The organism is Lacrimispora sphenoides, from assembly GCF_900105215.1.
In the GTDB taxonomy this organism is placed as follows: domain Bacteria; phylum Bacillota; class Clostridia; order Lachnospirales; family Lachnospiraceae; genus Lacrimispora; species Lacrimispora sphenoides_A.
In genome coordinates this window covers 3,300,884-3,322,647 of the sequence record NZ_FOIP01000001.1, presented here as the reverse complement: position 1 = coordinate 3,322,647, position 21,764 = coordinate 3,300,884, and the positions used below count along the sequence as shown (strand labels likewise).

The window sequence follows — 21,764 nt, the reverse complement described above, 5'->3', positions numbered from 1 at the left end:
GAGTTACTAATTAATCCCATTTGATTTTTAATCCCTGACAACTTTGAATTACATGGTATCCTAATGATTCTAATATATCTATCAAGTTTCTCGAATCATCGCTTTCATCAGAGAAAATATCATTTTTCAAGAAGCAATTGAATTCCCCTTTGGTAATAGATTCACGAACCATTTCATCTACAACTTCGAGAACGGGCGCTAACTTGTTGTTCCTAATATTATCAAAAGAAGTACGTTTCGCCGTTTCCATATTGATGATATTTAATGGAGTTTTGTTTTCTGCCAACTTCTTCTCAAAATACTCTGTTGCTTTTTTCATATCTGTAAAATTGTTTCCGTTAATATTGATTGCCAATGCAATACCTCCTATCTTATAATCATTTCTTCAATTGTATTTTGTGACATTCTGCGTTGTCTTGCTTCATCTGGTATCATGATCCCAATATAATATCCACGGGTTACTATGTACTTACCAGGCTTATTTTCTCTTAACCAATCCTCAACCTTTTCAGCGAATTTTTCTTGATATTCGTAAATTTCATTGTTTCCATAGCTGTCTTCATAATCGTATTCGTCCATGTATCGGGCGAATACCATTGCGTTTTCAGTTTCTTCCATATCAATTAGAAACTGTTGAAACTCCTCTTCCATTTCTTCGTACATGCTTCACCTTCTTTTTATTATCTTTTTAGGATTAAATCACAATTCTATCTGAACCTCTTTGCTACTTTGTTCACAGATCTTTTTGCTCCAATCCATGTGATAACATTGACCAAAGCTAAGAATCCGCCAAGTCCAAACACAACATATGTGGCAACATCTGGAACAATAAACCAGTTATTAGCCTTAATGATCTCTAATGCCACTCCAAGTAAAATACATATTATAGCAACCATTGACTTCTTTCCTCTCTCTAACTCCATAATGTAATTACGGCCAGTGCTGCCGACATTGCCACCACTGCCTTCCAATCAATGTTAAAAGCAAAGAATCCATCAAATAAACTAATCATCATTATGTAATACCCCTCTCTACTTACCAGCTCCCCATTTAACCTTTCCGTTGGCTGCAACCTCTGGCCTGTTCTTCTTTACCTTGCTCATGATACTTTTGAATTTTGCATACTCTGTTTTACTACCTTTCATCTTGTTACCTCCTTCTTGGTTTTCTTTATTTATCTGTACATTCATAATGATAACACCTATCTCGGTGCATGTCAACAGTTTTCTTTATTTATTTCTAAGTTTATAAAACTACACTTTGCTTGTGATTATTGAAATATTGTTATTGTCTTAACTTTCTTTTTCCTGGCACTAATTGTCTCTACGTTCTTGATATCGTATAGCAAATTGATATTTTATTCTTTTAGTTTTTTTAATAATGTGATATAATCAGTGTATAAAATCTAAGGAGAATATTAATGATTAATTATTTGGTTTCTCATAAAGATTTAGTTACACTTACAATTGCTATTTTAAGTTTATTTCTATCCATATCTCAGATAATTTACACGGCATTAAGGAAACTCACTCGTTTCTCTATAGACATTCAAAATTATGAATTTAGCGATATATCTCTGAGAGATGAATATACCTTCCTTTTATGTATCATTAACCACTCAACAAGTCCATTTGCAATTACAAGAATCTCAATAGTCACCTCAGATAAGGAATATCCCTGTTATGTAAATCATAAGTGGATAGGTGAACGTTATTATCCAAAATTCCCAGAATCAGATATTCCACGGACTGAGCGTTTCTTTTCTGAAAATCTTCCGATTCAACTAACTGGGAACCAGTGTTTTATAGGTTTTATATCTTTCCCTATTGAAAGAGGTGTTACTATTTTTGATGAGAATAACAGGATAAAATTAAAATTTACGACTAATAAAGGTCAAAAAACTTTAGTTGCAAAATGCCCAGAGGAGAGTAAAGGTTCTATTATTGTATAGAAGAATGTTTTTATGGTAACTATGCAAGATAATATCCTTGCTCTAAATACTTTTCATACTCTGATTTTCTCCATAAATGTAATTCTGTTGATCTTCTCCCATAGCAATTTACCACACAAATTACATTTAAGTATGGCTCGTTTGCAATAAATTCTGGGTGATCCCCTTCTGTTTGCATGTATGTAGTAAATTCTGAGGTATTATCCTCAACAGATAATACTTTTTCAATATAACATTCAACTAGATTCACTGATTGTTTCCTTTCTTCAATCCAAGTCCTGTCACACAGAAATCTCTAATCTTATTGATCCTGACAGTATCGTTCTTAATATTCTTATCATTGCAAATTTCCAAGATGGCACCGGCAATCCCTTTTGCTCCAGCAGCCAATCCTTCAAATCTTACCTTCTCCATGTTTTCTTTGATTGTTGCTTCTAATTTTAATTCGTCTTCTCTGTTCATATCTCCTCCGAATATTCAAATTTAATTTTTTTCCACACATCTTACAAAAGTTACCGTCTCTTTCGTAATCGTTGCAGTTCTCATCATTACTACAGTATGATACCATTATTGGGCCAGAATCCTCCCATGAATCAGAGATATCATACTCCTCTCCCTTATGGATACACGTATTACATTTTACATTGCAAAAATCACATGACACCTTATCACCTCCAAGCAAAGTACTGTTTCATTGGCTTTTATAAAATAACTTCTTATACCAAGGTAATTTAATATAGTCAATTATTTCATTGATTTTATCTATGACACACGGCTCTCCATTTTTCTTTACAACTGATACCAACTCTTGTTCTGTTGGTATATGTAAGGTATTTGGATAATCACTTGCTTTTATTTCAATCCTTTTACCCATAATGTTTTCTTCGTGCGCATAGTTTAGACGGTATATTTTGGTTTTCAAATCTATCCTCCAATCAAAGAATTATTTCCTTGGTTTATTTTGTTTCTCTTGCTCATTCATCATCTTACAGAATTCTCTATAGCGTCTTGTGTACTCATAACTTTTGCCGAATATGTAATTTACCGCCGCAAATAGTTTTGGCTCATATTTCTGTATTACTTCTAGTTCAAACTCAAAATCTCTACCAAAGGGGCAACCGGCACAACCAGTTCTTTTCAGACCATACTCCATATAACATTTACTATGGCAAATATTAAAATGATTTTCATAGACAGTTTTCGTATCATTCTTATAAAAGAATAATGGCCTATAATTATCACAAGAATCATCGTTTTCGTCAAAGCAATTCTTATAAGCAGTTGCTCTTGCTCCACCTTCTGCTTTCCTAATTCCGACGATGCTAAGTCCATAACCTCCTTCTTTGAGTAATTTATGAATGACAGCCTTTTTAGCTCCTATGCAACACTTATTTGATATTGGTATATCTAACGGAGGATAGGCAATTAAAAATTCCTTTAACCATTTGTTTTGTGTAATTCCTAATTTCTTAGACTTCTTAGTATTACACCACCACTCTAGAGCTGAAACGCAACCTCTCCAATACTTATCCTGATGTTTTGCAATTCCTTTTTTAATCTTCCCGTTTTTAACTGCTTCGGATTCAGGAATTTCAACACAATATTTAACAAGTAATTCATCAAAAGTTCTATCCTCCCACTTAAACCCGTATTTTTGCAATCGTCCGATAAATTCACTAACCTGCTTAGAAATGAACGGCTGCCCGTATTCTTTACAAGATACTGGAATTGGCTTTATTGCTTTAATTTCCTTGATAACAACATCATATTTTTCTTCCAAGTATTTTAAGTGTTCTTTGGTAGCTTCATATTCCAGGCCGGTATTGAACCACACATAATCAATCTTTTTATTTATGTCGCATTTATAGCAAATATCTAACATATCATCGCTATCTGAGCCACCGGAAATAGAGCAAACTATCTTTTCGTAATCTGGGTTATTTATTATTTTCCATGCCTTTATAAAATTGTTGGTTATTATTACGTCTTTAGGCAATGTATTAAAAATCTCACCTAGTTCTAATGTCAATATGTATTCTCCTCATAAAAATCAATTTCGCTTTTTATGAGGTAAAGCCATACTTAGTGAGTGTCTTTTTACGTCACTATCACATTCCTTTTTCGATTGCTTTAAATCAACGATCCATTTTTGCAACCTCGTGACAACCTTTAATAAATAAAGGTTCTAAATACAATCGACATCTATCAACAACCAATTGGTAGCACAGCGTCACATATATGTACAACATCATTTATAGTCAAATTTTTCATTTGCCTATCCGGATTCTCTTGGTTATAATCGCGGCAATAAATATCTGCCCAAAAATCAGAAAATTCTTCTTCACCAGGGCTATCCATAACCATATATCGCTCGACAATCTTGTGATTATCATTTTCTGTATAATAATCTAGTGTGACCTTATAGACAGGTAACGTTATTTTTGTTTTAAGGAAGTTCTTAGGATGAACATTCTGCAATTTCAATTTAATATCTTCATCGAATATTTCAAAAATATCTAACCCTGTCTTGCAGGATACTTCCTTAAAAAATTTGTTCGGATGCACTACTTTTCACCACCTTTCAATAATTTAATTCTCCGTTGAATCGTTACTTCTATTGGCAATATCTCAATTTCTATTCCACATCAACGTCCAGTGGAATACCTCTCCGCCAACTCAATCCAATCTTGCCACTCTGTAATTCTCTTAATCTTGCCATACAATGTTCATCTGTCTCATACCCAGAACAAAATACTCTATCATCTGGTGCTCTACGTTTTGCTTCTAAATCAATTATGAAATATAAGACTGTTCTTTGAGGATTGAATGGTTTTGTACAAATGATGTATCTATTGTCTCTAGCTTTTACGGTATACGGCTTCTTTTCATTTGAAATATAAATCTTATCCCCGATAGTAACTTCCATAATTTACTTCTCCGTTTTCAAAAATTTACACTCTTACAATAAATGTACAGTCATATAAAGCATCCCTTTCTCATAATGCATTGCCACCACCGCTAAAAACCTGTATAATTTAAGAATCAAATATGGAGGTGGTATTATGCATGAGATATTAGTAGAAGAAGAACGCTCAATTGCTGGGCCATTAAGTACTGTTCAAAATGAAGATGATACTTTTGAATGCCATTATTCAAATTGCAGCGGTCGTGTTCCAATCACATATTGGAAGGACAAACTCGAACAGGACTGGCCTAGTGTAGGTCTTTGTTGTCCAAATTGTAATAGAAAATATAGCATTGTTCGATAGTTTTCACCTGCGAGGGAGTTTTATTCCCTCGCACTTTTCTCGGCTAAATATGGGTTTACCAATTGAAATCGTCATTTCATAATTCTCTCAAAACCAAGTCTTCTAATGTTTACGTCTTCCCTCCAATTAAACTCTGTTTCTATTCTAAAAATAAAACGTATAATCATAATCTTTTACTTGTTTCCTATCCCACTCAACATCATTTTTATAAGAATAGTCCAATAATTCTTTTCGCTTTTTTAGAAGCTCCGGATTATTTTTTAAATATAAAAGAAATTCGTAAAAGGAATTTAGTCTGCCAATATAGTCCCCTGCATTAAAATACTTATCAAATCTTACGCAAAATTGTACTTCGTTCATCTCATTATGATTAATCAGGTCTGAGTTTGTGTAATTTATATAAGATAAATATTCATCTCCATCTTCGCTTTTCTTGAATGATTCGTATATGTGAAAGTCTAGTTCTTCGCACATCTGCTTCATCTTATTAAATAAATCTAGCACCTCCCCTTCCATAATATAAAAATCGCTTTCATCGTAATATGTGTGGTCTTCACCATCTTTAAGCCTCTCGAAGCACTGTTTACCCCTATACGCCGTGCTACCCATTTCAAGCGGTTCAACTTCGCACTTTCCACATTTACACTTCGTCCATTTGCCGGATTCCGCCCAAAAAATATCATCACATTCTTTACATCTAAAGTTAGCTACAGTTTTCAATCAATTCCTCCCTACAATCTGGAAGAATAAAACTCTTCCCATCTTTCGTCCCAATATGGTTTAATAACATTTTCGAAATATCCCTTACAACACGTTATGTAATTTGATTCTTCATCTTCGTACATAGTTCTCATACGAAACCTCTTAGGATATTTAAAAAATCTATTCTTACAGTCTCTGCAACCGTCACAATATCCAATAATTCTTTTGATAAAACCGACGATACCTTTCTTTATTTTAATTACCTCCATTCTGAAGCAAACTTTAATTTCATCTGTTCTCTACAATTAAATTGTCCTTAGTAACCGTTGTAATTGTGTTGGTTAAACCATCATATCTCGGTTCTAATTGCTGTTGAATCTTGCCATCTTCATCGTATCTGCCTCTCATAGCAGCACAAATTGGTTCATATACTGCATATAAGTAACTATATCCCCCCGCATTTCCCACTGGTTGAGACAGAACACACATTGCAATATGATTTGAATCATAAATTCGATTCCCTTGTCTGTATTGCTTCCCAAAGTTTATTTCTCCAACTCCGCCTAATAACACTGGTTGATCTCCACAAGCAGAATTTAATCCACCTGTGGTTGTGTAAAATTTTCATCGGTACACTTATATGTATTATCATATTGAGCCTTATACAAATGCTCCGCCAGAAGTCTGACGCAGTTTGTTATAATAGAATTGCCAGCTTCCTTATATAAATGTGAATCTGCTACTCCAATATTCGAAGCTGCTTCGCAATCTGAGTCTCTGAACCCCATGAGTCTCCAGCATTCTTTAGGAATAAGTTTTCTCACCCTCTTGGTTACTTCAATACACTTAATTCCAAATCTTTCAGCTCTTTGAGTGGGACAATAATCAGACGTTTTTACTCCAAACCCCTTATCCCTATCATCATAAATACAAGGAAATTCTGTGTGGTTACATTCTACGCTGGTTTGACACCAGCCAGTTTTAGCACCCCCTCCACCAGCTTCACTTTTTAGCGTTCTTGCAAGATTATCACTATAAACACGATTAGCATCATCGTTATAATTGTTTATGGAGCCAACCTGCTGAAGTTCATTCGACTCCTTATTGATTAGAATCTTATTCCCTTCACCTTTATTAGTAGTTAATGTGGGTGCCAAACCATTGTCAGAAAATACATTACCATTCATTCCGTTACCAGACGGATTAACATTACCAACTGTTATAATCTTAGGTGAATTTCCATGCCCAGATGTATGGGTTGGAGACAATCCATTGATGTCAACAACCAGTCCGTCCTGAGATGAATTGATTTTACCAATTCGAATAACAGAGTTTTTATTTTTGCAACAAGGACTCATATTAGAGATCATATCTTTTACCTTTTCATCTGATAGATAAAACCTCTCATCGACAACAGTATCAAGAATATCTCTGAGCCTTAATCCATTATCAAATGGAGTCGGAAACTCAAATTTCTCAGTATCAATATCTTTACGAATTGCGATAACAAAAACTCTTTCACGATTTTGAGGAATCCCACAGTCTTTTCCATTAATCACTTTCCAATATGTATTGAATCCAAGTTCTCCAAGCACATCAATTAAATCATTAAAATCATTAATAAACTTCTTGCTTACCAAATTCTTTACATTTTCAAACATAATGTATTTTGGAAGAGTACTATTATTTTTTGCTCTCTCTAATAACTTAATATTATCCCAAAGCAAACTACTCCTCGTTCCACTGTCGGGCTTTAACCCCTTCATTTTTCCAGCCACCGAAATATCTTGGCAACAGAAACTTACTGTCCAAAAGTCAGCATATGGTAATTCCTCAATTTTACTAATATCACCAAGATTGTTACTTAATTTACATGCCAACCAATACTTTTCAAGTTCTTTATTTTTCTTCTTTATTAGTTTGAACCAATCGTAATACTTATTTTTGTCTGGTTCATATCCCAAGTTGATATTTGTTAAATGCTGTGCCATTTCTTCCCTAGTTGGATAATCAGGGTAGTTTTCAACCATTTTACATGTCAATCCACAATGGATAGCAGCGTAAGATAGAACTGCTTCCTTACAAATGTCAGATGTAGTTAATACTTCTATTTCAAACAATCCTGAGTCTTCAAATCCTCGTTCCTGAGCACCAATTCCTGAAAATAAAATATTTCCAGTTAACCTTACTTTATTTAAAGCTCCGCATTTATTTTCTGTATTCAAATTTTCCCTATATACAGGGAATGCGCATTCTCTTTATCCTAGAATTTACTGTTTTACCTTTCTTATTTTTTATTTGTTACGCTTAAACTCAGTGTTTGCAACCACCGAATAAAAGCGGAGTTTCATTGTAATTTTCATAGATGGATAACCGGCTTGAAATAAGCCATTAGAAATGTTATATTAGAAATAACACTTATGCTATCCGCTAGGTGTTGCTTACTGACAGGTGGAGTTGGCGACCAAACTTCCTTCACCTGTCTTTTTAATTATCAATTCAATCTCCCTCAAAAATTCAATCATATTTTCATCTCTTCCAGAAAACGACTCTCCACTTGTCTTGATCTGATACTCCCATTCATCTTTTGAAGCAATTTCAACTGGTATGTCGCAATAACATACTGTTCCTGATGGTACACTCCATGCTGGCCCGAAACAGGATTTCTCTTTTACGTATTCTTTTGTCAACATCTTTAAATGATTCTGGCAGCCTTGTTTATATAATCTTGAGTTATTCCTTCTACAGTAGTCCACCCTTGGATATTTTACTCCATCTATCTCCATCTGTTTAAACTTATTTACCACAAGTAAGACACCGCCAGTAATTCTATATATGTCCTGATAATCTGACTGAACTACAACGTCCATTAACAACTCTCCTTTCTTTAGAGAATTCCGATTCTATCCATATTTCTCATTTTCACAAGTATATATCTCGCAAGATTCCTTCCCAATTCTGTAGGCAAAGAATTTATCACATGTACGACATCTACGTTCTCCGAATCATTTATTTCCTTTATAAGAGCAATCAGACCTTCAAATTTTATAGTATTTATTTTAGCCCCCTGTTTTATGTCATAGTTTTCTCTTTTCACTTACCTGCCTCCATTCCTCATCAAATGCACCTTTAATCAGTTTTTAGATCAGCATTGAAAAGTGCTGTCGGTAACATATCAGTTGCTTTCCCAACATTTTTAGGAAAATCCTTATAAAACAGCTTCGCCGCACTCTTAGCAGTTTCTATCTCTTCTGGTGATAATCCAGTATCTTCATAGGCCGCTAATAATTCCAGAATTTCTGTGAGTGTATCTTGACTTGTAGTGTCCATAACCATTAAATTCAAGTGACTTGCAGGAAGCCCTTCTCCAACGTTACTTCTTCTTGTCAATCTCTTCACTTAAACAACCTCTTCTTTTCTGTACACTGGTGCCCACCCCTGATTAGGATCTCCGTAACTCCTACCTTCACATTCTTCATATGTGCCACTATATGAGGCCGAAACTAATTTAAGAGGATATTTTAATTTATCAATTTCTTCCTTATGGCAACCAATGTCAATTCCTAAGTGCCTATTATCGCCCGTATATTGGTCTATTTCTTTCATTAACGGAAATTCTTCGTCATATTTTAATTCTTTTTTAATTGATAATTTCCCAAATGGAACATTTCTCACACTATTCCAAAATGCCAATACCTCATACATATCATATTTTGGTTTACCGTCTTTCTTAGAACCCAGATAACCATAATCCTGGTAATAATCTTTAATAAAACCTCCACCAAACTCTTTTGGAATCAAAAACTTGAAAGGCTTTCCTTCTAATACATTCGCCACTTTAGTTAAATTGTCTGCTTTTAACCAACTAAAACTCCCCATTCATATTCCTCCATCTTTTTATAAAATTATCCTTCTATAGTAAATTATTCTTCCTTTACAAGACTATCAATATTATCCAACCTACATTTAAATTCAAGCTGCATACTTGCTTTATCTATAATTTCCAAATGCGTGTCATTTGAAATTGAATCAACATCTCTAAACTCAAAATTATTACAATCCAATCCCAAAATTGGCTTAATCAACTTTAAATATATATTCATGCTTACCTCCTATTTTAACCCAGGGCTTTTGCCATAGCCATTACTATCCCTGTACGACAATCCAAGTATTTTCTCGGCGCAGTCTCCGCAGATATCAATAGTTTCATATGATGTCCAAGATAATGGATTCCATCGCCCTCCATATCCAGTCCTTTCATAGTGACCCTTAAGGCTCTGTTTTATTTTAAAACTTCTACTTGATCATTTTTCTTACATATATCACAAATTCGCTTTTCTATAAGCATTATACCTCCTCACCAAACAAAGATTTTATCTACTTATCCTTGTCCAAAATCTGCCCAAACCAAGTTTCAAATTCCATTACTTCACCACACTCCTCTATGGCGGTTTCTTTATACTGCGATGCCTGTAATTGATAGTCATCTTCTATGTAATAATATGGATATCTTTTATAGGTGTCCTCAGTAATGTAATCATTACTATCGCCGTTTTCAAAACCATTCTCTACTGAGAGTTTTATTAAAAATCTCGATTGTTCATCGGACACTACTCTTATGGCAATTGCCCCTTTTATAAATTGCTCGGTTTCATATTCCTTTTTCATTTTAAGCCTTCCTTTCATTTACTATCAAACACGAGTTTGTTCGCAATTATTGTTTAAGAATATACTCCTTAAACTTATTGATTTGAACTATCTGTTCATCTATATCGTCACGAGCTATGTACCAACCATAATGGTATTTGTTTTGTAGCTGATAGAACCTTTCTAGCCGAGGATTTTCAATTTCATCAGCAAAGTAGCCTTCTTTCGCCTCTTCAATTTTTCCCAAACATAAGATTGACTGTTCTAATTCACAAAGCACCATCAGTTCGTTCACTTTTTCTAAAGTCATTCCCAAACCTCCTTCTTCTGAAGACATTCTTTATAAAACTCAGGAAAATTAGCGCTACCTAAATCGCTGTTCTCTGATACTATAAAACGGTTTCCGCATTTTGGACATTCACATTCGTTCCAAAAAATATCATGCTTATAGCTACAGCCATCTTTGTAAATATCATTCCCATGAAACCAATTTTTGCAGTCTGAGCATTGCACAGCCATATGTCTAATTGGTATGGCTTCAAATTCAACCTTGATCTTTACTATTTTCTTTTCTGGCTCTACATTATTACCGTAATATCCCATTATTTTCTCCCATCTCTCATTAAAAGGTTCAACTCATCAGTTCTTCTCAGATAAAATTTCAAGTTCTTCCCACCACTCATTTATGTCAGACAAGTAGCAATCTTGTGGTTCATTAATCCCAGCTTCAATGTCCCAATCATCAAGTTCGTCTTCCCAATTAGGAGAGACAAGAACTATGTACCGTTCATTTATTTCATATATTACAAATATTCTTCCTTCATATAAAGAGCCGAATCCGCCCTTCAGTGTTTTTATAATGGTGCCAGGTTTAGGAATATTATCTTTTCTGCGATAATTCAGATATCTAATATATGCATTGGGTTCATATTGCTTCATGTATTCTTCTGCGTTCATACATTCCCCTTTTTTATTTCATAATTTCTTTTGGCATACTTCATAGCTAACAGATGATCTAAGTGAGAAAACAGAAAGCCAAAGGCAGAACAATATTCAATATTCTCCTTAATACAATCGTCTACAAACTCATCTGTAAACTCATTTAATTTTTTGTGATATTTCTCTACTATCGGAATCAAATCATCCGGTGTATTGCTTCCAAGTGCATCAATGCACATTAACTTTTTCTCCATAATATCCTTTCTCTATTTAGATTTTTATTTCAAATAAGATTCTGTTTTTAATTGCTATATCTCACTAGCAAATACGCATTTTCAAGCAACATCTTCAATTGTTGTTTTCGTAAAGTCAAGCCCACTATGTATGTAAAAGTTATAATATGTATCTTTGTGCCTGGCTTCTATTGCAATTACTTTTCCCAGCATTTCTTCCTTACTCAACAGCTCCACATTATCTGTAAATATTCTAATTGATGGAATCGGTGTATCGCCCACCACCAGTGCTTGTCCTGGTTCTTCGCATTTAAAAAGCTTATATTTTTTTATATCAACTTCCACACATTCACCTGACATATAATCCACATGAATAACTATGTCCTTTAATTGATTTGACATTATTAGTTCTTTGAAAGAAATCATTTAACCCTCGCTTTTGGTTTTCTTTATTTTCGTGTATGCTATTAAAAAATACACCATTAATTATGGCGCTTGATCCGCATGTCCGATGAGTAAAATGAATCGGCTATGTACATTTCATATCTAATATTATCTTCCGTCAAAAAATCCAGTAATATTGAATTTTCAAAAAGTTCCTCTTTATTCAGAAGTTTAATATTGCCGATAGAAATGCTAATACTTAAATCATTATTTTTATCATCTTTTAATATTAAATGCATACCATTACAGTCAATTGATGCACAATATTTTCTCATATAGTATTTATCGCTATCGGTTGGTGTAAATATACTAATTATACAACCTCTTGATTGATTGTTTAAAATCTCTTCAACGATTTCAGCCATTATATTCCTCCATTATGGTTTTCTTTATTTATTTCAATCCCTTGAATTTAAACGCCATTAATAGACGTTTAGACTCAAGGATTACTTTATTAAATTATTTTTCAAACAAACGCCATATACTCTATAGTCAAACAAGAAGTTTTTGCACAGAAGATTGCTTCCTGCTTTTATAAGGGCAGCTTGCATAGCCTTATTATTTTCTATTTTTTCTTTTTTACTTAAGCCACTATCATATTCAAGAATTTCTAATAATCTTTCTTTTCCAAGAATTTCTGATAACCTAAATATCAATCCAGAATCATAAATGAAATTACAGTCTAAGCCTGTTTCGACAATTTTTAAACTCATAAATCTTGCAAATCTAACCAAGTCATTACTTGATTTTCCTTCTCCTCTTTTCTGAAACTGCCTTATTAAAGAATCAATAGAATCATCAAATAAAAAGTATTCTTGTCTTGACATATTCTTAAAGGAATTCATATCATACATATCTTTATATGTCTGAAGCAATTCTTCTGATATTTTTATATGATCATCGGCTACTTTAATAATACCTTTTTCAAAATCAATATCGCTGTACTTGATTTTAGATAGAGAGTTAAAGTCTTTAACACCTTCATAGATGGACAGTGCAATTGATTTGTAATATGGAGTATTTTCGTCAAACCCGTTGCATTTACTTGTAATATAATTTCTTGAATATAATTCTACGTTTCCGAGTTTAACAATTTTTTGCAACATATATGAATAAGTAAAATATATGGAATTATCGCTTACAGGATTATTATTAATATATCCACAACTCCTACAGTAGTCGTAGAATTGACGGTAATATGTTATTGCTTTCGATAAATAGAATAATCTATAATACCTCTTCTTTTCAAGCAACATATCTGATATCATCTTATCAGTAAAGTGAATAAAGTCTGCTCCAAACTCTTCCTCATATTGAAAAGGATTCTGTCCATTGATGTATTTTGCTGCTGCTGTAGATTTTGAGTCTATTTTCGAAAAATTATCCAATATTTCTTTCGAAGTCATTATGTTTTCTCCCTTCGATAACCTTATAATCAGACACTGATCGGTTCACATTCGACTTATTATATCTCTTTTTCATAAGTTTTGCAAACAAGCCATGCTGAATAATTATCGTTTGGACGATATCTTCAATAATTTTATTATCATTTACTTCGCCGATTTTTTCAAAAACAAACATTGCTGGAATCTGCGTCTCACACTCGGCCATCAAAATTGAATCTTCTGCAAGCCCAAATTCTCCTGCCTTGAATGATAAATGAGTTGGCAAACTGGTCTTGTCTTTTGATGTAAACGGAATAACTTGGACGTTACCGTTGGTGGCTCTATTGTTAGCGTTGTTTGATACGATCAAAACAGGTCTTGCTTTCTCTTGAATGTGGAACTTTAATCCCTCAACAGTAGGCATTTTGGGAAGATATGCATATCTCACCTCTCCGCAATATATAGTTTCCGCTATGCTCCTGCTGTGAACCACCCTATCATTATTTAATAAACACACATTATTTCCAATCACTTTTACTGTTGACACTTATACATATCCTCCTTTTCATACCAATCTGTTTTTTTGGTTTTCTTTATTTCCATCTGACGTAACTATATCACTAATTTCACACCATGTCAACAGTTTTCTTTATTTATTTGTAAAAACTTTACTATGACCCTTACTACGAGATACCATTCACCTCCAAAGTCCTAATTACTATATAAAACCGTTTCCAAATCGTCAATAATTTGTTTGTATATCAAATACGCTCCTCCATTGGAATTATAGGTGTCTTTTGATTTCTGTTCATATTGCTTCAGTAATTCTTCTATCTGTTGACGATACCACTCAGGATTATCCCTATTCATCCTTTTTATAAATTCCTCATCGCACAATATTTTTTCGTAATTACCTTTAATTATCATTTTCAACGATCTTATTGCCTTATTTGCATCTTTCTCATTAAGTACTTTTGCAGAAGATATATCCCCATTAAAAACCGGTATGCTACCAATCCACTGTACAAAATACCTGTCGTTGCTATCTTTAATTATGTACATATTATGCCCCTTCTCCATATGAATCTTAGATTTCATTAACCTTTTCAAAACATTCGTTAGCCATCTTACTATCAAAATCACAAATAGCCTTTCCATCATACATAATAGTCGGACATCTTTCCCAAGTGTCTAAATAACACATGAGTCCTTTTTTAAGAGTGGCATTTCCTTTATCAAATTCCCATGTATCTTCTGTATTTAAGTCTTTAACAAGTCTATATTGTTCTTGCAAATAAATCACAACCTTTCTAATTCAAACTCAAATTTCATCCTGCTTATTTATTTCTTCAACTTCATAATCTTCAGTATTTTCACTTACTGACAAACCATCAATTTTAGTTGAGCAATGTGCACACAAGGTAATAGACATATCTCCATATTTATCACACATCATTTCCTTTGCCTGTTCTTCATTATCTGCATCAAATTCGTCATAAATCATAGAACTTACTAAAGCCCCTACCCTATATCTTGCCATTTCATTTCTCCTACTCTATTCTTATCTCTGTGACATTTCCATGTATTTCATTAAACAGTTCTTCTGCAATTGAATCTATATCATCAAAGTAATAGTCAAAATTATCGCACTGGAATCCATTTTCGGTATCATTAATATAATATGCTTTTTCGATATCTGTATCTATTGCAATCACAATGCTATCAAATCCCAGCTCACATGCTCTTTGATAAGTAGAAATAACATTTTCGACAAAATTTCCTGCATCTCGGATAACATCTTCACTATTAACCTCTCGACTACTTCCAATTTCTATAGAATTTATGATTCTTCCATCACTACCTCTAATTTCTTTTGCAACTTCTAGTAATTCTTCTACTGTTTCAAGCCAAGAATAACTTACATTATGCTCCTCATCTTCATATATTAGCAGAAATGGACGCTCTGGCTTCGTAAATATATTGTTACTCATATAAATCCTCCACGTTAGATTTAAAACTATTATTTTAACTGATCTTCATCTTTATATAATCCATCTAATAACTTATCCGATTCAATGATATGTTCGATTAACTCTATCCCAACTGTCTTCTATTTAACCACTCTACCCAATCATTTGTATCACGCGGATATTTATCTGGGTTTTCTTTAACATCATTAAGCAGAAGAGCTAGTCTTAACCTATCAAGACTCCCAGTTACTTGTACTTTATTATTGATCCTGCTTAACTGATCTTTCACTCTTTATCCCCCAATCAAATAATCATTTCAAGTCAACTTCAACCGGATTTTCTAATCCAACTAAGTAATCTTTATGCTCTACCAAAGTAGCTTGTGCAATCGAATTTATCTTATTCTGATAAAATGCTTCGATCTCACCTTTAGCTTCCATAACCGTCTTATCCATCTGCTCATTAAACATCTCGTAAGTAAAATTAACATTGCCATTAATTTCAGAAGATACTTTCGTGAGTTTATTAATAATTTCTGCTTTGTCTGACTTAGTCAACGTTTTCTCTTCATCAAAAAGCGTTTGGACTTCTTTAATCAAACAGCGAGACATTTTTGTTGCATTTGATAATCTTTCTTTTAATTCATCTTGAAACTGTTCCTTCTTATTTACAAAATCACATTCTGGTATCCTACCGTCTTTTTCAGTTCGTCGTACAGTAACTGGAACTCCACTTCCCATATTCATAGATGTGATTGCTTCTGCAAATTGAGAATAACTCATTTCAACTTCAGCAATAATTTCGTTACCATGATACCAATCTGAGTTTAAACCTCTGGTAATATCTCCATGTGTAAGCGTCATAGCAATCGTATCTCTGTGTTCTATGCTGCTACCAAACAAGGGAGTTTTACTACCGGTTCTTCTGCTAAATGATAACATACCGTACGCAGGATGAGTTGTCTTTTCACCAAATTTTGTTTGCTCTTTTTTATATTCGCTCATAATATTTACTCCTTTTACAATAAAACAATCCTTTTAACCATGCAACACAGTAAAATCTAGGATTACTTGCAATTTTAGATTATTCAATTCCAGGTCTTCCATTTTCTTTTTCGTGCTTATTATAGGCCGCTTTTTCAGATGGTGTCATCAGGATATCCCCATATGAGCATGTCATATTCTTCTTTTCTAATGATTTCATATACTCGCCACCGCCTGGATAATTCTTATATTTCCAATCAAGATACTCTTGAGTGCCATATCTCGGCCTACGAGTTGCATATTTGTAATATGCAACCATTAAAATAATAACAATAAGTCCTGCCATTATGCCACCTCCTTCGATAGTGTAAATCCTGCGTTTTCAAGTGCTTCTTTCATATTATCATACCATACATGTGGATCGTTTTCATTACAAATTATCTTATCTCCCGGATCTAATACCAGCTGATTATTCTTGTTCATATTATTTTTCTCCATTCTCATTTAACATGTCTTCTATCTCAGTTTAACAGCGTTCCTATTTTCTCTTTTTTTCTCGTCTTCTAATGCCACATAGTGCCGTTTGGCGGTGTTCACATCTGCGTGGCCCAATGTACCAGCGACTAGGTAAATGTCCCCTGTGGCGTTATATAAGGCCGTTCCATAGCTTCTACGTAGTGTATGAGGAGTAACCTTCTTCTGGATTCCTGCCAACCTTGCATACTTAGGAATTAAATCTTCTACGCTTCTGGTTGATATCCGTTTGTTCTGCAAAGATAAAAATAGAGCATTTTCATGCCCTTTGATTGCCTCTGCTTGTTTTCTTTCTTCTATATAAGATTCTAAGACTTCTCTGGCATCATCGCTAAAATATACGGTTTCTTCTTTTCCTCCCTTCCGGTATATTCTAATCCCGCTTTTTTTGAAATCCGCATCTTTGATGTCTAAACCAACACATTCTGAAACACGGATTCCCGTAGTGAGCAGCAACATAATTATTGCTAAGTCTCGCTTCCGGGTCAATTCAAAGAAGGCACGTTCTCTTCCTTCTAAACCTTCACCAGTTTCTACAACCTGGATAAATGCTTTCATTTCGTCACTGTCAAGACGTACTATTTCTTTGTCATGCAATTTGGGAAGCTGCACAAGCGACGCTACGTTATTCTTTATCCTCTCATTCTGATAAAGATATTTGTAGAATGCTCTTAATGCCGATATTTTGCTCTTTAGGCTATATTCCCCGTTTGTATTTTCATTCCCTGAATCATCACTCCAACATTTTAGCCATTCCATATATTTTTCAAAATCAATGACTTTCAGGTTTTCCAACACATCAAGAGTAATTGACTCCATATTTGTAGCTTTACTGCTTCTAATTAAATAATCAAAGAAGAGCCTTAAATAACCGGCATAAGCAATCCTTGTCTTGGAAGAAGTTCTCGGCTCGATTCCTCGAAAGAAGTCTTCACAATAAGCTGGCAAAGCGGATATAATACTTCTAAGTTTTTTTATATTCTGGATATCATTCTGTTCGTGATATGTCATTGTTTTACCTCCGTATTTATTCCGACTAATCTCGGTTTATTCGGTTATATATTTACCACCCCTATAGTTCCACACATGTTTAGCGTTGCTGTTGTCATAAACTACTACTCTTTCTCCCTCGATTTGGCTTCCATTCAAGTAGTCATATAGCGGTGATAAGTCTACTTTTCCAATTTTCATTTAAACCTCCTTTAAAATCCTGATTTCATTTACATTACACACGATACCTCTCCGTGGTAATTCTCACCATTATATTCTCCATAGAACCTTTGTAGAGGCTTCCCATCGTAAATATGAGCCATAGCCAGATAAAAAGCTGCTTTCCTACCTTCTGCATATGCTAGAAATGTAACAGGATCGTCTTCACCAGTAGGACAATGAGGAGATACAACTTCATTTACAGTCGGATATCTAGACGCATTTGAATATTCGTAAAATTTCTTATTCATGTGTTATCCTTTCCTGCTTTAAATTGTGGATTTATTTGCATCTGTTCCAATCAATTTGTTCAAATAATTCCTGATTAAACCGTGTCAGCTCTTCTCTTAGTTGACAATCTTTTGATTCACAATAATCATCTACATCATCGTAGTACTCTAGGCACCAATCATTCCATTCCTGTTCGCTTTCATCAAACATCTGTAGCCCTCCGACGTTGCAATAATCTGGTTTTACATTATTCTGCAACTGAAAAGCGTCATATGCAGCCAAGGCATCTAAAAATTTCTTCCCTTCCTCCGGTGTGTTTACTGGGATATAAAATGTCTCTTTAATACCTATCTGTGGAATCCACCACACTCTTAATTTGCTCATTTTTTTATTCTCCTTTTTAATATTTTATCAATTACATTTTTTAAATATGTATAATCAGATACCATGTTTTCATCTCTATAAAAACTAACCTCTGAATTAAAAGTATCTTCCCAATGTATCAACCATTTTAGATCCTCATAAAGATCTTCTAGTTTTTCATCTACCCTCTGCTTATATTCTTTTCTCTCGATATCGCTTGATATCATCGGAAAATAAAACGACATTGTAGTCACCTCTCTTCAAGATCAAATCTTGTTTTTATCCATAATACTTTGATGCAAATTCAAATGGATTCATTGTCCTATAATCATGTGCGATTTTTGTTACATACTCATCACAAACAAAAATATCTGATACGTATTTATAAAGTTTCTCGCTAGATTCACACGTACAGAGAAATCTTCCATCTTCCCCTTTATCCACAAAATAACAATCTTTGCACATATTTTAATCCTTTCTATAAAATATCTCTTTTAACTGAATATCTTTTGATTCAGTAGCATCTCACTTACCCAGTTGTGATAGTGGCGTTAGTTATAATTTCAACGCCATCACGTAAAAATCCTTCAAAATATTGTTTTCCAAAATCTTCTGCTTCTTCTTTTGATTTAGCATCAAATATAATATTTAATCGCCTACTTCCTCTACCCAAATCTGTCCTTACAGGTCTTAATATTACTTGCACGTTATATTTGTTCATTATTTTCTCCTTTCAACTACGCCTCATTTAATTCAACGGCAGCACCCTCACAATTCCTAAATCTTAACGTGCCTTCCGCTATCATCTCGTACATGGCTGCTCTGAAATCTGAATCTTCTCTTATAATTTGCATATTCAGTGGAAGAAAACCTTCCTGCAATATTAAACGAATAACTTCTTTTCTTTTACTATTAGATTTAATGCTCATATCATTTTCTCCTCTTCTTACCAAAATATTAATTTTACCCACTAAAAAAGGAGCCCAAAGGTTCCTCTTTAATAAAAAACTATATCCTGATCGTTACATGCTATTGCTATTTGATGTGCAATTTTAGATTTCTCATTTACAATATGTTGATGAACGTTTTCATATTTTTTTATAACTCGATACATCTTTTTTTCAATATCTTTCGCAAATACCATTCTATCCGTTTTAGTAAAAGCAGGATAAATTATAGCCAAATATAAATGACCATAATTATAAAACATGCAAAAAACTAGTTTCTTTTCATCACACTTTTTAACTGTTCTAAATGCATACTTGAATGCCTTGTCTAAGATTTTTTTATAATCCTTAAATTCAATAAGTAGATCAATAATTGGTTCTGTAAGCTCAATTTCCACTTCCATCCCCTTATTGGAAGCATAAGCAAATTTTAATGCTAGATAATTGTTTAAATCTTTATTGTAAATATACTCAAGTGTTCTTACTACTCTCATAGCACCTTCTCCTTGGTAGTTTTTTCTTAATTATACAATCTATTCCTTAACAATTAACTACCAATTTTTTCCATTAAGATACATACATTTCTATAAAGTCCTCTGTACTCATGGCACCTTCCCACCAACAAGCAACCACCGGCCGCTCCTCTGATCCGCTCAAATAGCCTTCTAGCTGCTTTTCATAATAGTTAAGCATATTATCGTCAAACACTGCTTCCAGCTTGTCAAAATCCTCACATTGCTCTAATTCTCTATATTCCATACGAAACACCTCCTATAAATAATATACCGCTAATTATGTGCGGTTAGTGGCTTACGCCAGGTCAACCACTAATTATCTGTGGTAAGCAGCAATCACTTTCAGACTGCCGGGAATGCCTTGTTTACTTTTGCAGCACGATCTATCCTTCCAGATCACCGACAAGGCTATGTATTTTTCAAATAAGAGTATGTAAAGCATATATTTCTGTGAAATTACTGAATGTACCTATGTACTTTCCATTTATAGACATTTTGATTTGCCCATCTTTATCTAGTTCATAATAAAATTTCATTTGTGCTCATATCCTCCCGTTTGTGTAAATAATACTACGCTTATAATTAACGCTATAAGTGCAATAGCACCGTTTCCATCCTGGTCTGATAGTAAATAAGGTATAAAAATAGAAAGCACAATTAAAATGCTTCCCATGACTCGCTGCCATATGATTGTATTTCTACGTTGCTTACGCCGTTTCAGGCGCTGATAACTGTATGAATTATCATAGTCATTGATTGTATTTACCATAGAATCCTCCTTATTTACTAATTAAAATAATTTCATCACTATCTATAACTCTGTTATCGAAAAATTCTTTAATCGTTTCAGTGATATCATATTTATCACAACATTTTTCACTTTCACAATAACAACTTAATGTGAATCCTCCGTATCCTCCAATTAATATAACCACTGAGTCGTGCCATTCGATTTTATCAACCCTATAACTAGTTAATACTTCGCCATCGTCAAATTCATTCCAGTCAAAGCCTTCCCCTACTTCAAGATTACAACACTTTTCTATAAGTAATTCCTTATTTGATATATAGTGTTCATATCCATAACCATCAACATATACATCATTTAATTTATAGCTGCATTTGATCATTACATTTCCCTCTCTTTCGCCTTTAAAATGTGTGCCATAAATGATGGTTCACAACAAATATATTGTCCATCATCAATTTTGTATTTATTGGTATCTATTTTAATGGCTTCTGGAAAATGTTTTGGTACATATACTGTTTCAAAAAAATCCATATTTGGCATTAAAAATCCCTCTCCGCAATAAGCCCCTGTTTTCAATGAATAAAAATGTACTGCTAAATGACTATCCATATTCTCACCTCTCTAACGGTTTAAGCTTACCGATAACTATAGGATTGAAACCTGTCTTTCATGTAGCTACTTGATTATTCCA

Annotated in this window: 48 protein-coding genes; 2 read left to right on the top strand and 46 right to left on the bottom strand. The window is 33.7% G+C overall.

The annotated features are described in order from the left end of the window. Window positions 1-10: 10 nt before the first annotated feature. From BMW45_RS15280 to BMW45_RS15270, 3 genes are read right to left on the bottom strand one after another with little or no spacing between them, the layout of a single operon-like run. Window positions 11-355 carry a hypothetical protein gene (locus BMW45_RS15280; protein ID WP_092245326.1) on the bottom strand — a complete coding sequence of 115 codons (345 nt, stop codon included), beginning with the start codon at window positions 353-355 and terminating at the stop codon, window positions 11-13. Window positions 356-366: 11 nt separating this feature from the next. After that, window positions 367-663 (bottom strand): hypothetical protein, encoded by a 297-nt coding sequence (locus BMW45_RS15275; RefSeq protein ID WP_092245323.1) that lies wholly within the window; start codon window positions 661-663, stop codon window positions 367-369. Between the two features lie 44 nt (window positions 664-707). After that, the gene (locus BMW45_RS15270) at window positions 708-896 is read right to left on the bottom strand and encodes a hypothetical protein (RefSeq protein WP_092245321.1); all 189 of its coding nucleotides are present in this window, start codon (window positions 894-896) and stop codon (window positions 708-710) included. 524 nt (window positions 897-1,420) lie between these two features. Between BMW45_RS15270 and BMW45_RS15265 the strand changes: the two genes are divergently transcribed. After that, window positions 1,421-1,951: a hypothetical protein gene (locus BMW45_RS15265; RefSeq protein WP_092245319.1), complete on the top strand. Its 531-nt coding sequence runs from the start codon at window positions 1,421-1,423 to the stop codon at window positions 1,949-1,951. 19 nt (window positions 1,952-1,970) lie between these two features. Here BMW45_RS15265 and BMW45_RS15260 read toward each other — a convergent pair whose 3' ends face one another. The 6 genes from BMW45_RS15260 to BMW45_RS15235 all read right to left on the bottom strand — a co-directional run bounded on the left by BMW45_RS15260 (window position 1,971) and on the right by BMW45_RS15235 (window position 4,877). Continuing rightward, window positions 1,971-2,201, bottom strand: a complete 231-nt coding sequence (locus BMW45_RS15260; RefSeq protein WP_092245316.1) for a hypothetical protein — start codon at window positions 2,199-2,201, stop codon at window positions 1,971-1,973. Then, entirely contained in the window at window positions 2,198-2,413 is a 216-nt protein-coding gene (locus BMW45_RS15255) for a hypothetical protein (RefSeq protein ID WP_092245313.1), read from the bottom strand. Before BMW45_RS15255 ends, BMW45_RS15260 begins: the two co-directional genes overlap by 4 nt. A gap of 229 nt (window positions 2,414-2,642) precedes the next feature. Further along, complete coding sequence (locus BMW45_RS15250) at window positions 2,643-2,873, bottom strand: hypothetical protein (protein ID WP_092245310.1); 231 nt, start codon at window positions 2,871-2,873, stop codon at window positions 2,643-2,645. Window positions 2,874-2,894: 21 nt separating this feature from the next. Continuing rightward, window positions 2,895-3,980: a phosphoadenosine phosphosulfate reductase domain-containing protein gene (locus tag BMW45_RS15245; RefSeq protein ID WP_207649073.1), complete on the bottom strand. Its 1,086-nt coding sequence runs from the start codon at window positions 3,978-3,980 to the stop codon at window positions 2,895-2,897. A 176-nt stretch (window positions 3,981-4,156) separates the two neighbouring features. After that, window positions 4,157-4,516 (bottom strand): hypothetical protein, encoded by a 360-nt coding sequence (locus BMW45_RS15240; protein ID WP_092245305.1) that lies wholly within the window; start codon window positions 4,514-4,516, stop codon window positions 4,157-4,159. Between the two features lie 70 nt (window positions 4,517-4,586). Next, window positions 4,587-4,877 (bottom strand): hypothetical protein, encoded by a 291-nt coding sequence (locus tag BMW45_RS15235; RefSeq protein ID WP_092245302.1) that lies wholly within the window; start codon window positions 4,875-4,877, stop codon window positions 4,587-4,589. A 136-nt stretch (window positions 4,878-5,013) separates the two neighbouring features. Here BMW45_RS15235 and BMW45_RS15230 point away from each other — a divergent pair, with 136 nt between their 5' ends. Beyond that, entirely contained in the window at window positions 5,014-5,220 is a 207-nt protein-coding gene (locus tag BMW45_RS15230) for a hypothetical protein (protein WP_092245298.1), read from the top strand. Window positions 5,221-5,364: 144 nt separating this feature from the next. Here the strand turns inward: BMW45_RS15230 and BMW45_RS15225 are convergent, their stop codons facing one another. The 37 genes from BMW45_RS15225 to BMW45_RS15060 all read right to left on the bottom strand — a co-directional run bounded on the left by BMW45_RS15225 (window position 5,365) and on the right by BMW45_RS15060 (window position 21,682). Then, window positions 5,365-5,940, bottom strand: a complete 576-nt coding sequence (locus BMW45_RS15225; protein WP_092245295.1) for a hypothetical protein — start codon at window positions 5,938-5,940, stop codon at window positions 5,365-5,367. Window positions 5,941-6,210: 270 nt separating this feature from the next. After that, a complete protein-coding gene (locus BMW45_RS15220; RefSeq protein ID WP_092245292.1) occupies window positions 6,211-6,495 on the bottom strand; it encodes a hypothetical protein in 285 nt (94 codons plus the stop codon). A gap of 23 nt (window positions 6,496-6,518) precedes the next feature. Then, window positions 6,519-8,147, bottom strand: coding sequence for a DNA cytosine methyltransferase (locus BMW45_RS15215; RefSeq protein ID WP_092245288.1), 1,629 nt, complete (start codon window positions 8,145-8,147; stop codon window positions 6,519-6,521). Window positions 8,148-8,363: 216 nt separating this feature from the next. Further along, window positions 8,364-8,792 carry a hypothetical protein gene (locus BMW45_RS15210; protein WP_092245285.1) on the bottom strand — a complete coding sequence of 143 codons (429 nt, stop codon included), beginning with the start codon at window positions 8,790-8,792 and terminating at the stop codon, window positions 8,364-8,366. Between the two features lie 17 nt (window positions 8,793-8,809). Further along, window positions 8,810-9,019, bottom strand: a complete 210-nt coding sequence (locus BMW45_RS15205; protein WP_092245282.1) for a hypothetical protein — start codon at window positions 9,017-9,019, stop codon at window positions 8,810-8,812. A gap of 32 nt (window positions 9,020-9,051) precedes the next feature. Next, on the bottom strand, window positions 9,052-9,321 hold the full coding sequence (locus BMW45_RS15200; RefSeq protein WP_092245279.1) for a hypothetical protein: 270 nt from the start codon (window positions 9,319-9,321) through the stop codon (window positions 9,052-9,054). Further along, complete coding sequence (locus tag BMW45_RS15195) at window positions 9,322-9,801, bottom strand: hypothetical protein (protein WP_092245276.1); 480 nt, start codon at window positions 9,799-9,801, stop codon at window positions 9,322-9,324. A gap of 44 nt (window positions 9,802-9,845) precedes the next feature. Next, window positions 9,846-10,025, bottom strand: coding sequence for a hypothetical protein (locus BMW45_RS15190; protein ID WP_092245274.1), 180 nt, complete (start codon window positions 10,023-10,025; stop codon window positions 9,846-9,848). A gap of 274 nt (window positions 10,026-10,299) precedes the next feature. Further along, window positions 10,300-10,590, bottom strand: a complete 291-nt coding sequence (locus BMW45_RS15185; protein ID WP_092245271.1) for a hypothetical protein — start codon at window positions 10,588-10,590, stop codon at window positions 10,300-10,302. A 46-nt stretch (window positions 10,591-10,636) separates the two neighbouring features. Next, complete coding sequence (locus BMW45_RS15180) at window positions 10,637-10,879, bottom strand: hypothetical protein (protein ID WP_092245268.1); 243 nt, start codon at window positions 10,877-10,879, stop codon at window positions 10,637-10,639. Then, window positions 10,876-11,172 (bottom strand): hypothetical protein, encoded by a 297-nt coding sequence (locus BMW45_RS15175; protein WP_092245264.1) that lies wholly within the window; start codon window positions 11,170-11,172, stop codon window positions 10,876-10,878. The genes BMW45_RS15180 and BMW45_RS15175 overlap by 4 nt, the downstream gene beginning before the upstream one ends. Before the next feature lie 36 nt (window positions 11,173-11,208). Beyond that, window positions 11,209-11,526 carry a hypothetical protein gene (locus tag BMW45_RS15170; RefSeq protein ID WP_092245261.1) on the bottom strand — a complete coding sequence of 106 codons (318 nt, stop codon included), beginning with the start codon at window positions 11,524-11,526 and terminating at the stop codon, window positions 11,209-11,211. After that, window positions 11,523-11,762, bottom strand: coding sequence for a hypothetical protein (locus BMW45_RS15165; RefSeq protein WP_143057046.1), 240 nt, complete (start codon window positions 11,760-11,762; stop codon window positions 11,523-11,525). Before BMW45_RS15165 ends, BMW45_RS15170 begins: the two co-directional genes overlap by 4 nt. A gap of 81 nt (window positions 11,763-11,843) precedes the next feature. Beyond that, window positions 11,844-12,167 (bottom strand): hypothetical protein, encoded by a 324-nt coding sequence (locus BMW45_RS15160; RefSeq protein ID WP_092245255.1) that lies wholly within the window; start codon window positions 12,165-12,167, stop codon window positions 11,844-11,846. Window positions 12,168-12,223: 56 nt separating this feature from the next. Then, on the bottom strand, window positions 12,224-12,550 hold the full coding sequence (locus tag BMW45_RS15155; RefSeq protein ID WP_092245252.1) for a hypothetical protein: 327 nt from the start codon (window positions 12,548-12,550) through the stop codon (window positions 12,224-12,226). Between the two features lie 81 nt (window positions 12,551-12,631). Further along, the gene (locus BMW45_RS15150; protein ID WP_092245250.1) at window positions 12,632-13,591 is read right to left on the bottom strand and encodes a hypothetical protein; all 960 of its coding nucleotides are present in this window, start codon (window positions 13,589-13,591) and stop codon (window positions 12,632-12,634) included. Beyond that, a complete protein-coding gene (locus BMW45_RS15145) occupies window positions 13,566-14,117 on the bottom strand; it encodes a type II toxin-antitoxin system PemK/MazF family toxin (protein ID WP_092245247.1) in 552 nt (183 codons plus the stop codon). Before BMW45_RS15145 ends, BMW45_RS15150 begins: the two co-directional genes overlap by 26 nt. A gap of 164 nt (window positions 14,118-14,281) precedes the next feature. Next, window positions 14,282-14,632 (bottom strand): hypothetical protein, encoded by a 351-nt coding sequence (locus BMW45_RS15140; protein ID WP_092245244.1) that lies wholly within the window; start codon window positions 14,630-14,632, stop codon window positions 14,282-14,284. Between the two features lie 25 nt (window positions 14,633-14,657). After that, window positions 14,658-14,864, bottom strand: a complete 207-nt coding sequence (locus BMW45_RS15135) for a hypothetical protein (RefSeq protein WP_092245241.1) — start codon at window positions 14,862-14,864, stop codon at window positions 14,658-14,660. A 27-nt stretch (window positions 14,865-14,891) separates the two neighbouring features. After that, window positions 14,892-15,110, bottom strand: coding sequence for a hypothetical protein (locus BMW45_RS15130; protein WP_092245238.1), 219 nt, complete (start codon window positions 15,108-15,110; stop codon window positions 14,892-14,894). Between the two features lie 10 nt (window positions 15,111-15,120). Beyond that, the gene (locus tag BMW45_RS15125) at window positions 15,121-15,561 is read right to left on the bottom strand and encodes a hypothetical protein (RefSeq protein WP_092245234.1); all 441 of its coding nucleotides are present in this window, start codon (window positions 15,559-15,561) and stop codon (window positions 15,121-15,123) included. 103 nt (window positions 15,562-15,664) lie between these two features. Next, complete coding sequence (locus tag BMW45_RS27885; protein ID WP_166433368.1) at window positions 15,665-15,829, bottom strand: hypothetical protein; 165 nt, start codon at window positions 15,827-15,829, stop codon at window positions 15,665-15,667. A gap of 22 nt (window positions 15,830-15,851) precedes the next feature. Next, window positions 15,852-16,544: a hypothetical protein gene (locus BMW45_RS15120; RefSeq protein ID WP_092245231.1), complete on the bottom strand. Its 693-nt coding sequence runs from the start codon at window positions 16,542-16,544 to the stop codon at window positions 15,852-15,854. A 79-nt stretch (window positions 16,545-16,623) separates the two neighbouring features. Further along, window positions 16,624-16,869: a hypothetical protein gene (locus tag BMW45_RS15115; protein WP_092245229.1), complete on the bottom strand. Its 246-nt coding sequence runs from the start codon at window positions 16,867-16,869 to the stop codon at window positions 16,624-16,626. After that, window positions 16,869-17,006 (bottom strand): hypothetical protein, encoded by a 138-nt coding sequence (locus BMW45_RS27880; RefSeq protein WP_166433367.1) that lies wholly within the window; start codon window positions 17,004-17,006, stop codon window positions 16,869-16,871. Before BMW45_RS27880 ends, BMW45_RS15115 begins: the two co-directional genes overlap by 1 nt. Window positions 17,007-17,039: 33 nt before the next feature. Further along, window positions 17,040-18,068 carry a tyrosine-type recombinase/integrase gene (locus BMW45_RS15110; protein WP_092245225.1) on the bottom strand — a complete coding sequence of 343 codons (1,029 nt, stop codon included), beginning with the start codon at window positions 18,066-18,068 and terminating at the stop codon, window positions 17,040-17,042. Window positions 18,069-18,104: 36 nt separating this feature from the next. Then, a complete protein-coding gene (locus BMW45_RS27875; protein WP_166433366.1) occupies window positions 18,105-18,248 on the bottom strand; it encodes a hypothetical protein in 144 nt (47 codons plus the stop codon). 29 nt (window positions 18,249-18,277) lie between these two features. Continuing rightward, window positions 18,278-18,517 (bottom strand): hypothetical protein, encoded by a 240-nt coding sequence (locus BMW45_RS15105; RefSeq protein WP_025232876.1) that lies wholly within the window; start codon window positions 18,515-18,517, stop codon window positions 18,278-18,280. A 31-nt stretch (window positions 18,518-18,548) separates the two neighbouring features. After that, entirely contained in the window at window positions 18,549-18,881 is a 333-nt protein-coding gene (locus tag BMW45_RS15100) for a hypothetical protein (RefSeq protein ID WP_092245223.1), read from the bottom strand. Next, window positions 18,878-19,105, bottom strand: a complete 228-nt coding sequence (locus BMW45_RS15095) for a hypothetical protein (RefSeq protein WP_092245220.1) — start codon at window positions 19,103-19,105, stop codon at window positions 18,878-18,880. The genes BMW45_RS15100 and BMW45_RS15095 overlap by 4 nt, the downstream gene beginning before the upstream one ends. 284 nt (window positions 19,106-19,389) lie before the next feature. After that, a complete protein-coding gene (locus BMW45_RS15090; protein ID WP_092245217.1) occupies window positions 19,390-19,581 on the bottom strand; it encodes a hypothetical protein in 192 nt (63 codons plus the stop codon). Window positions 19,582-19,597: 16 nt separating this feature from the next. Next, complete coding sequence (locus BMW45_RS15085) at window positions 19,598-19,789, bottom strand: hypothetical protein (protein WP_092245214.1); 192 nt, start codon at window positions 19,787-19,789, stop codon at window positions 19,598-19,600. 68 nt (window positions 19,790-19,857) lie between these two features. Further along, on the bottom strand, window positions 19,858-20,301 hold the full coding sequence (locus BMW45_RS15080; RefSeq protein ID WP_092245211.1) for a hypothetical protein: 444 nt from the start codon (window positions 20,299-20,301) through the stop codon (window positions 19,858-19,860). A 73-nt stretch (window positions 20,302-20,374) separates the two neighbouring features. Beyond that, a complete protein-coding gene (locus BMW45_RS15075; RefSeq protein ID WP_092245208.1) occupies window positions 20,375-20,566 on the bottom strand; it encodes a hypothetical protein in 192 nt (63 codons plus the stop codon). A gap of 288 nt (window positions 20,567-20,854) precedes the next feature. Beyond that, window positions 20,855-21,091 carry a hypothetical protein gene (locus BMW45_RS15070; protein WP_092245206.1) on the bottom strand — a complete coding sequence of 79 codons (237 nt, stop codon included), beginning with the start codon at window positions 21,089-21,091 and terminating at the stop codon, window positions 20,855-20,857. Between the two features lie 10 nt (window positions 21,092-21,101). Continuing rightward, on the bottom strand, window positions 21,102-21,452 hold the full coding sequence (locus tag BMW45_RS15065) for a hypothetical protein (RefSeq protein WP_092245203.1): 351 nt from the start codon (window positions 21,450-21,452) through the stop codon (window positions 21,102-21,104). Beyond that, window positions 21,452-21,682 carry a hypothetical protein gene (locus BMW45_RS15060; RefSeq protein WP_092245200.1) on the bottom strand — a complete coding sequence of 77 codons (231 nt, stop codon included), beginning with the start codon at window positions 21,680-21,682 and terminating at the stop codon, window positions 21,452-21,454. The genes BMW45_RS15065 and BMW45_RS15060 overlap by 1 nt, the downstream gene beginning before the upstream one ends. Window positions 21,683-21,764: the final 82 nt, after the last annotated feature.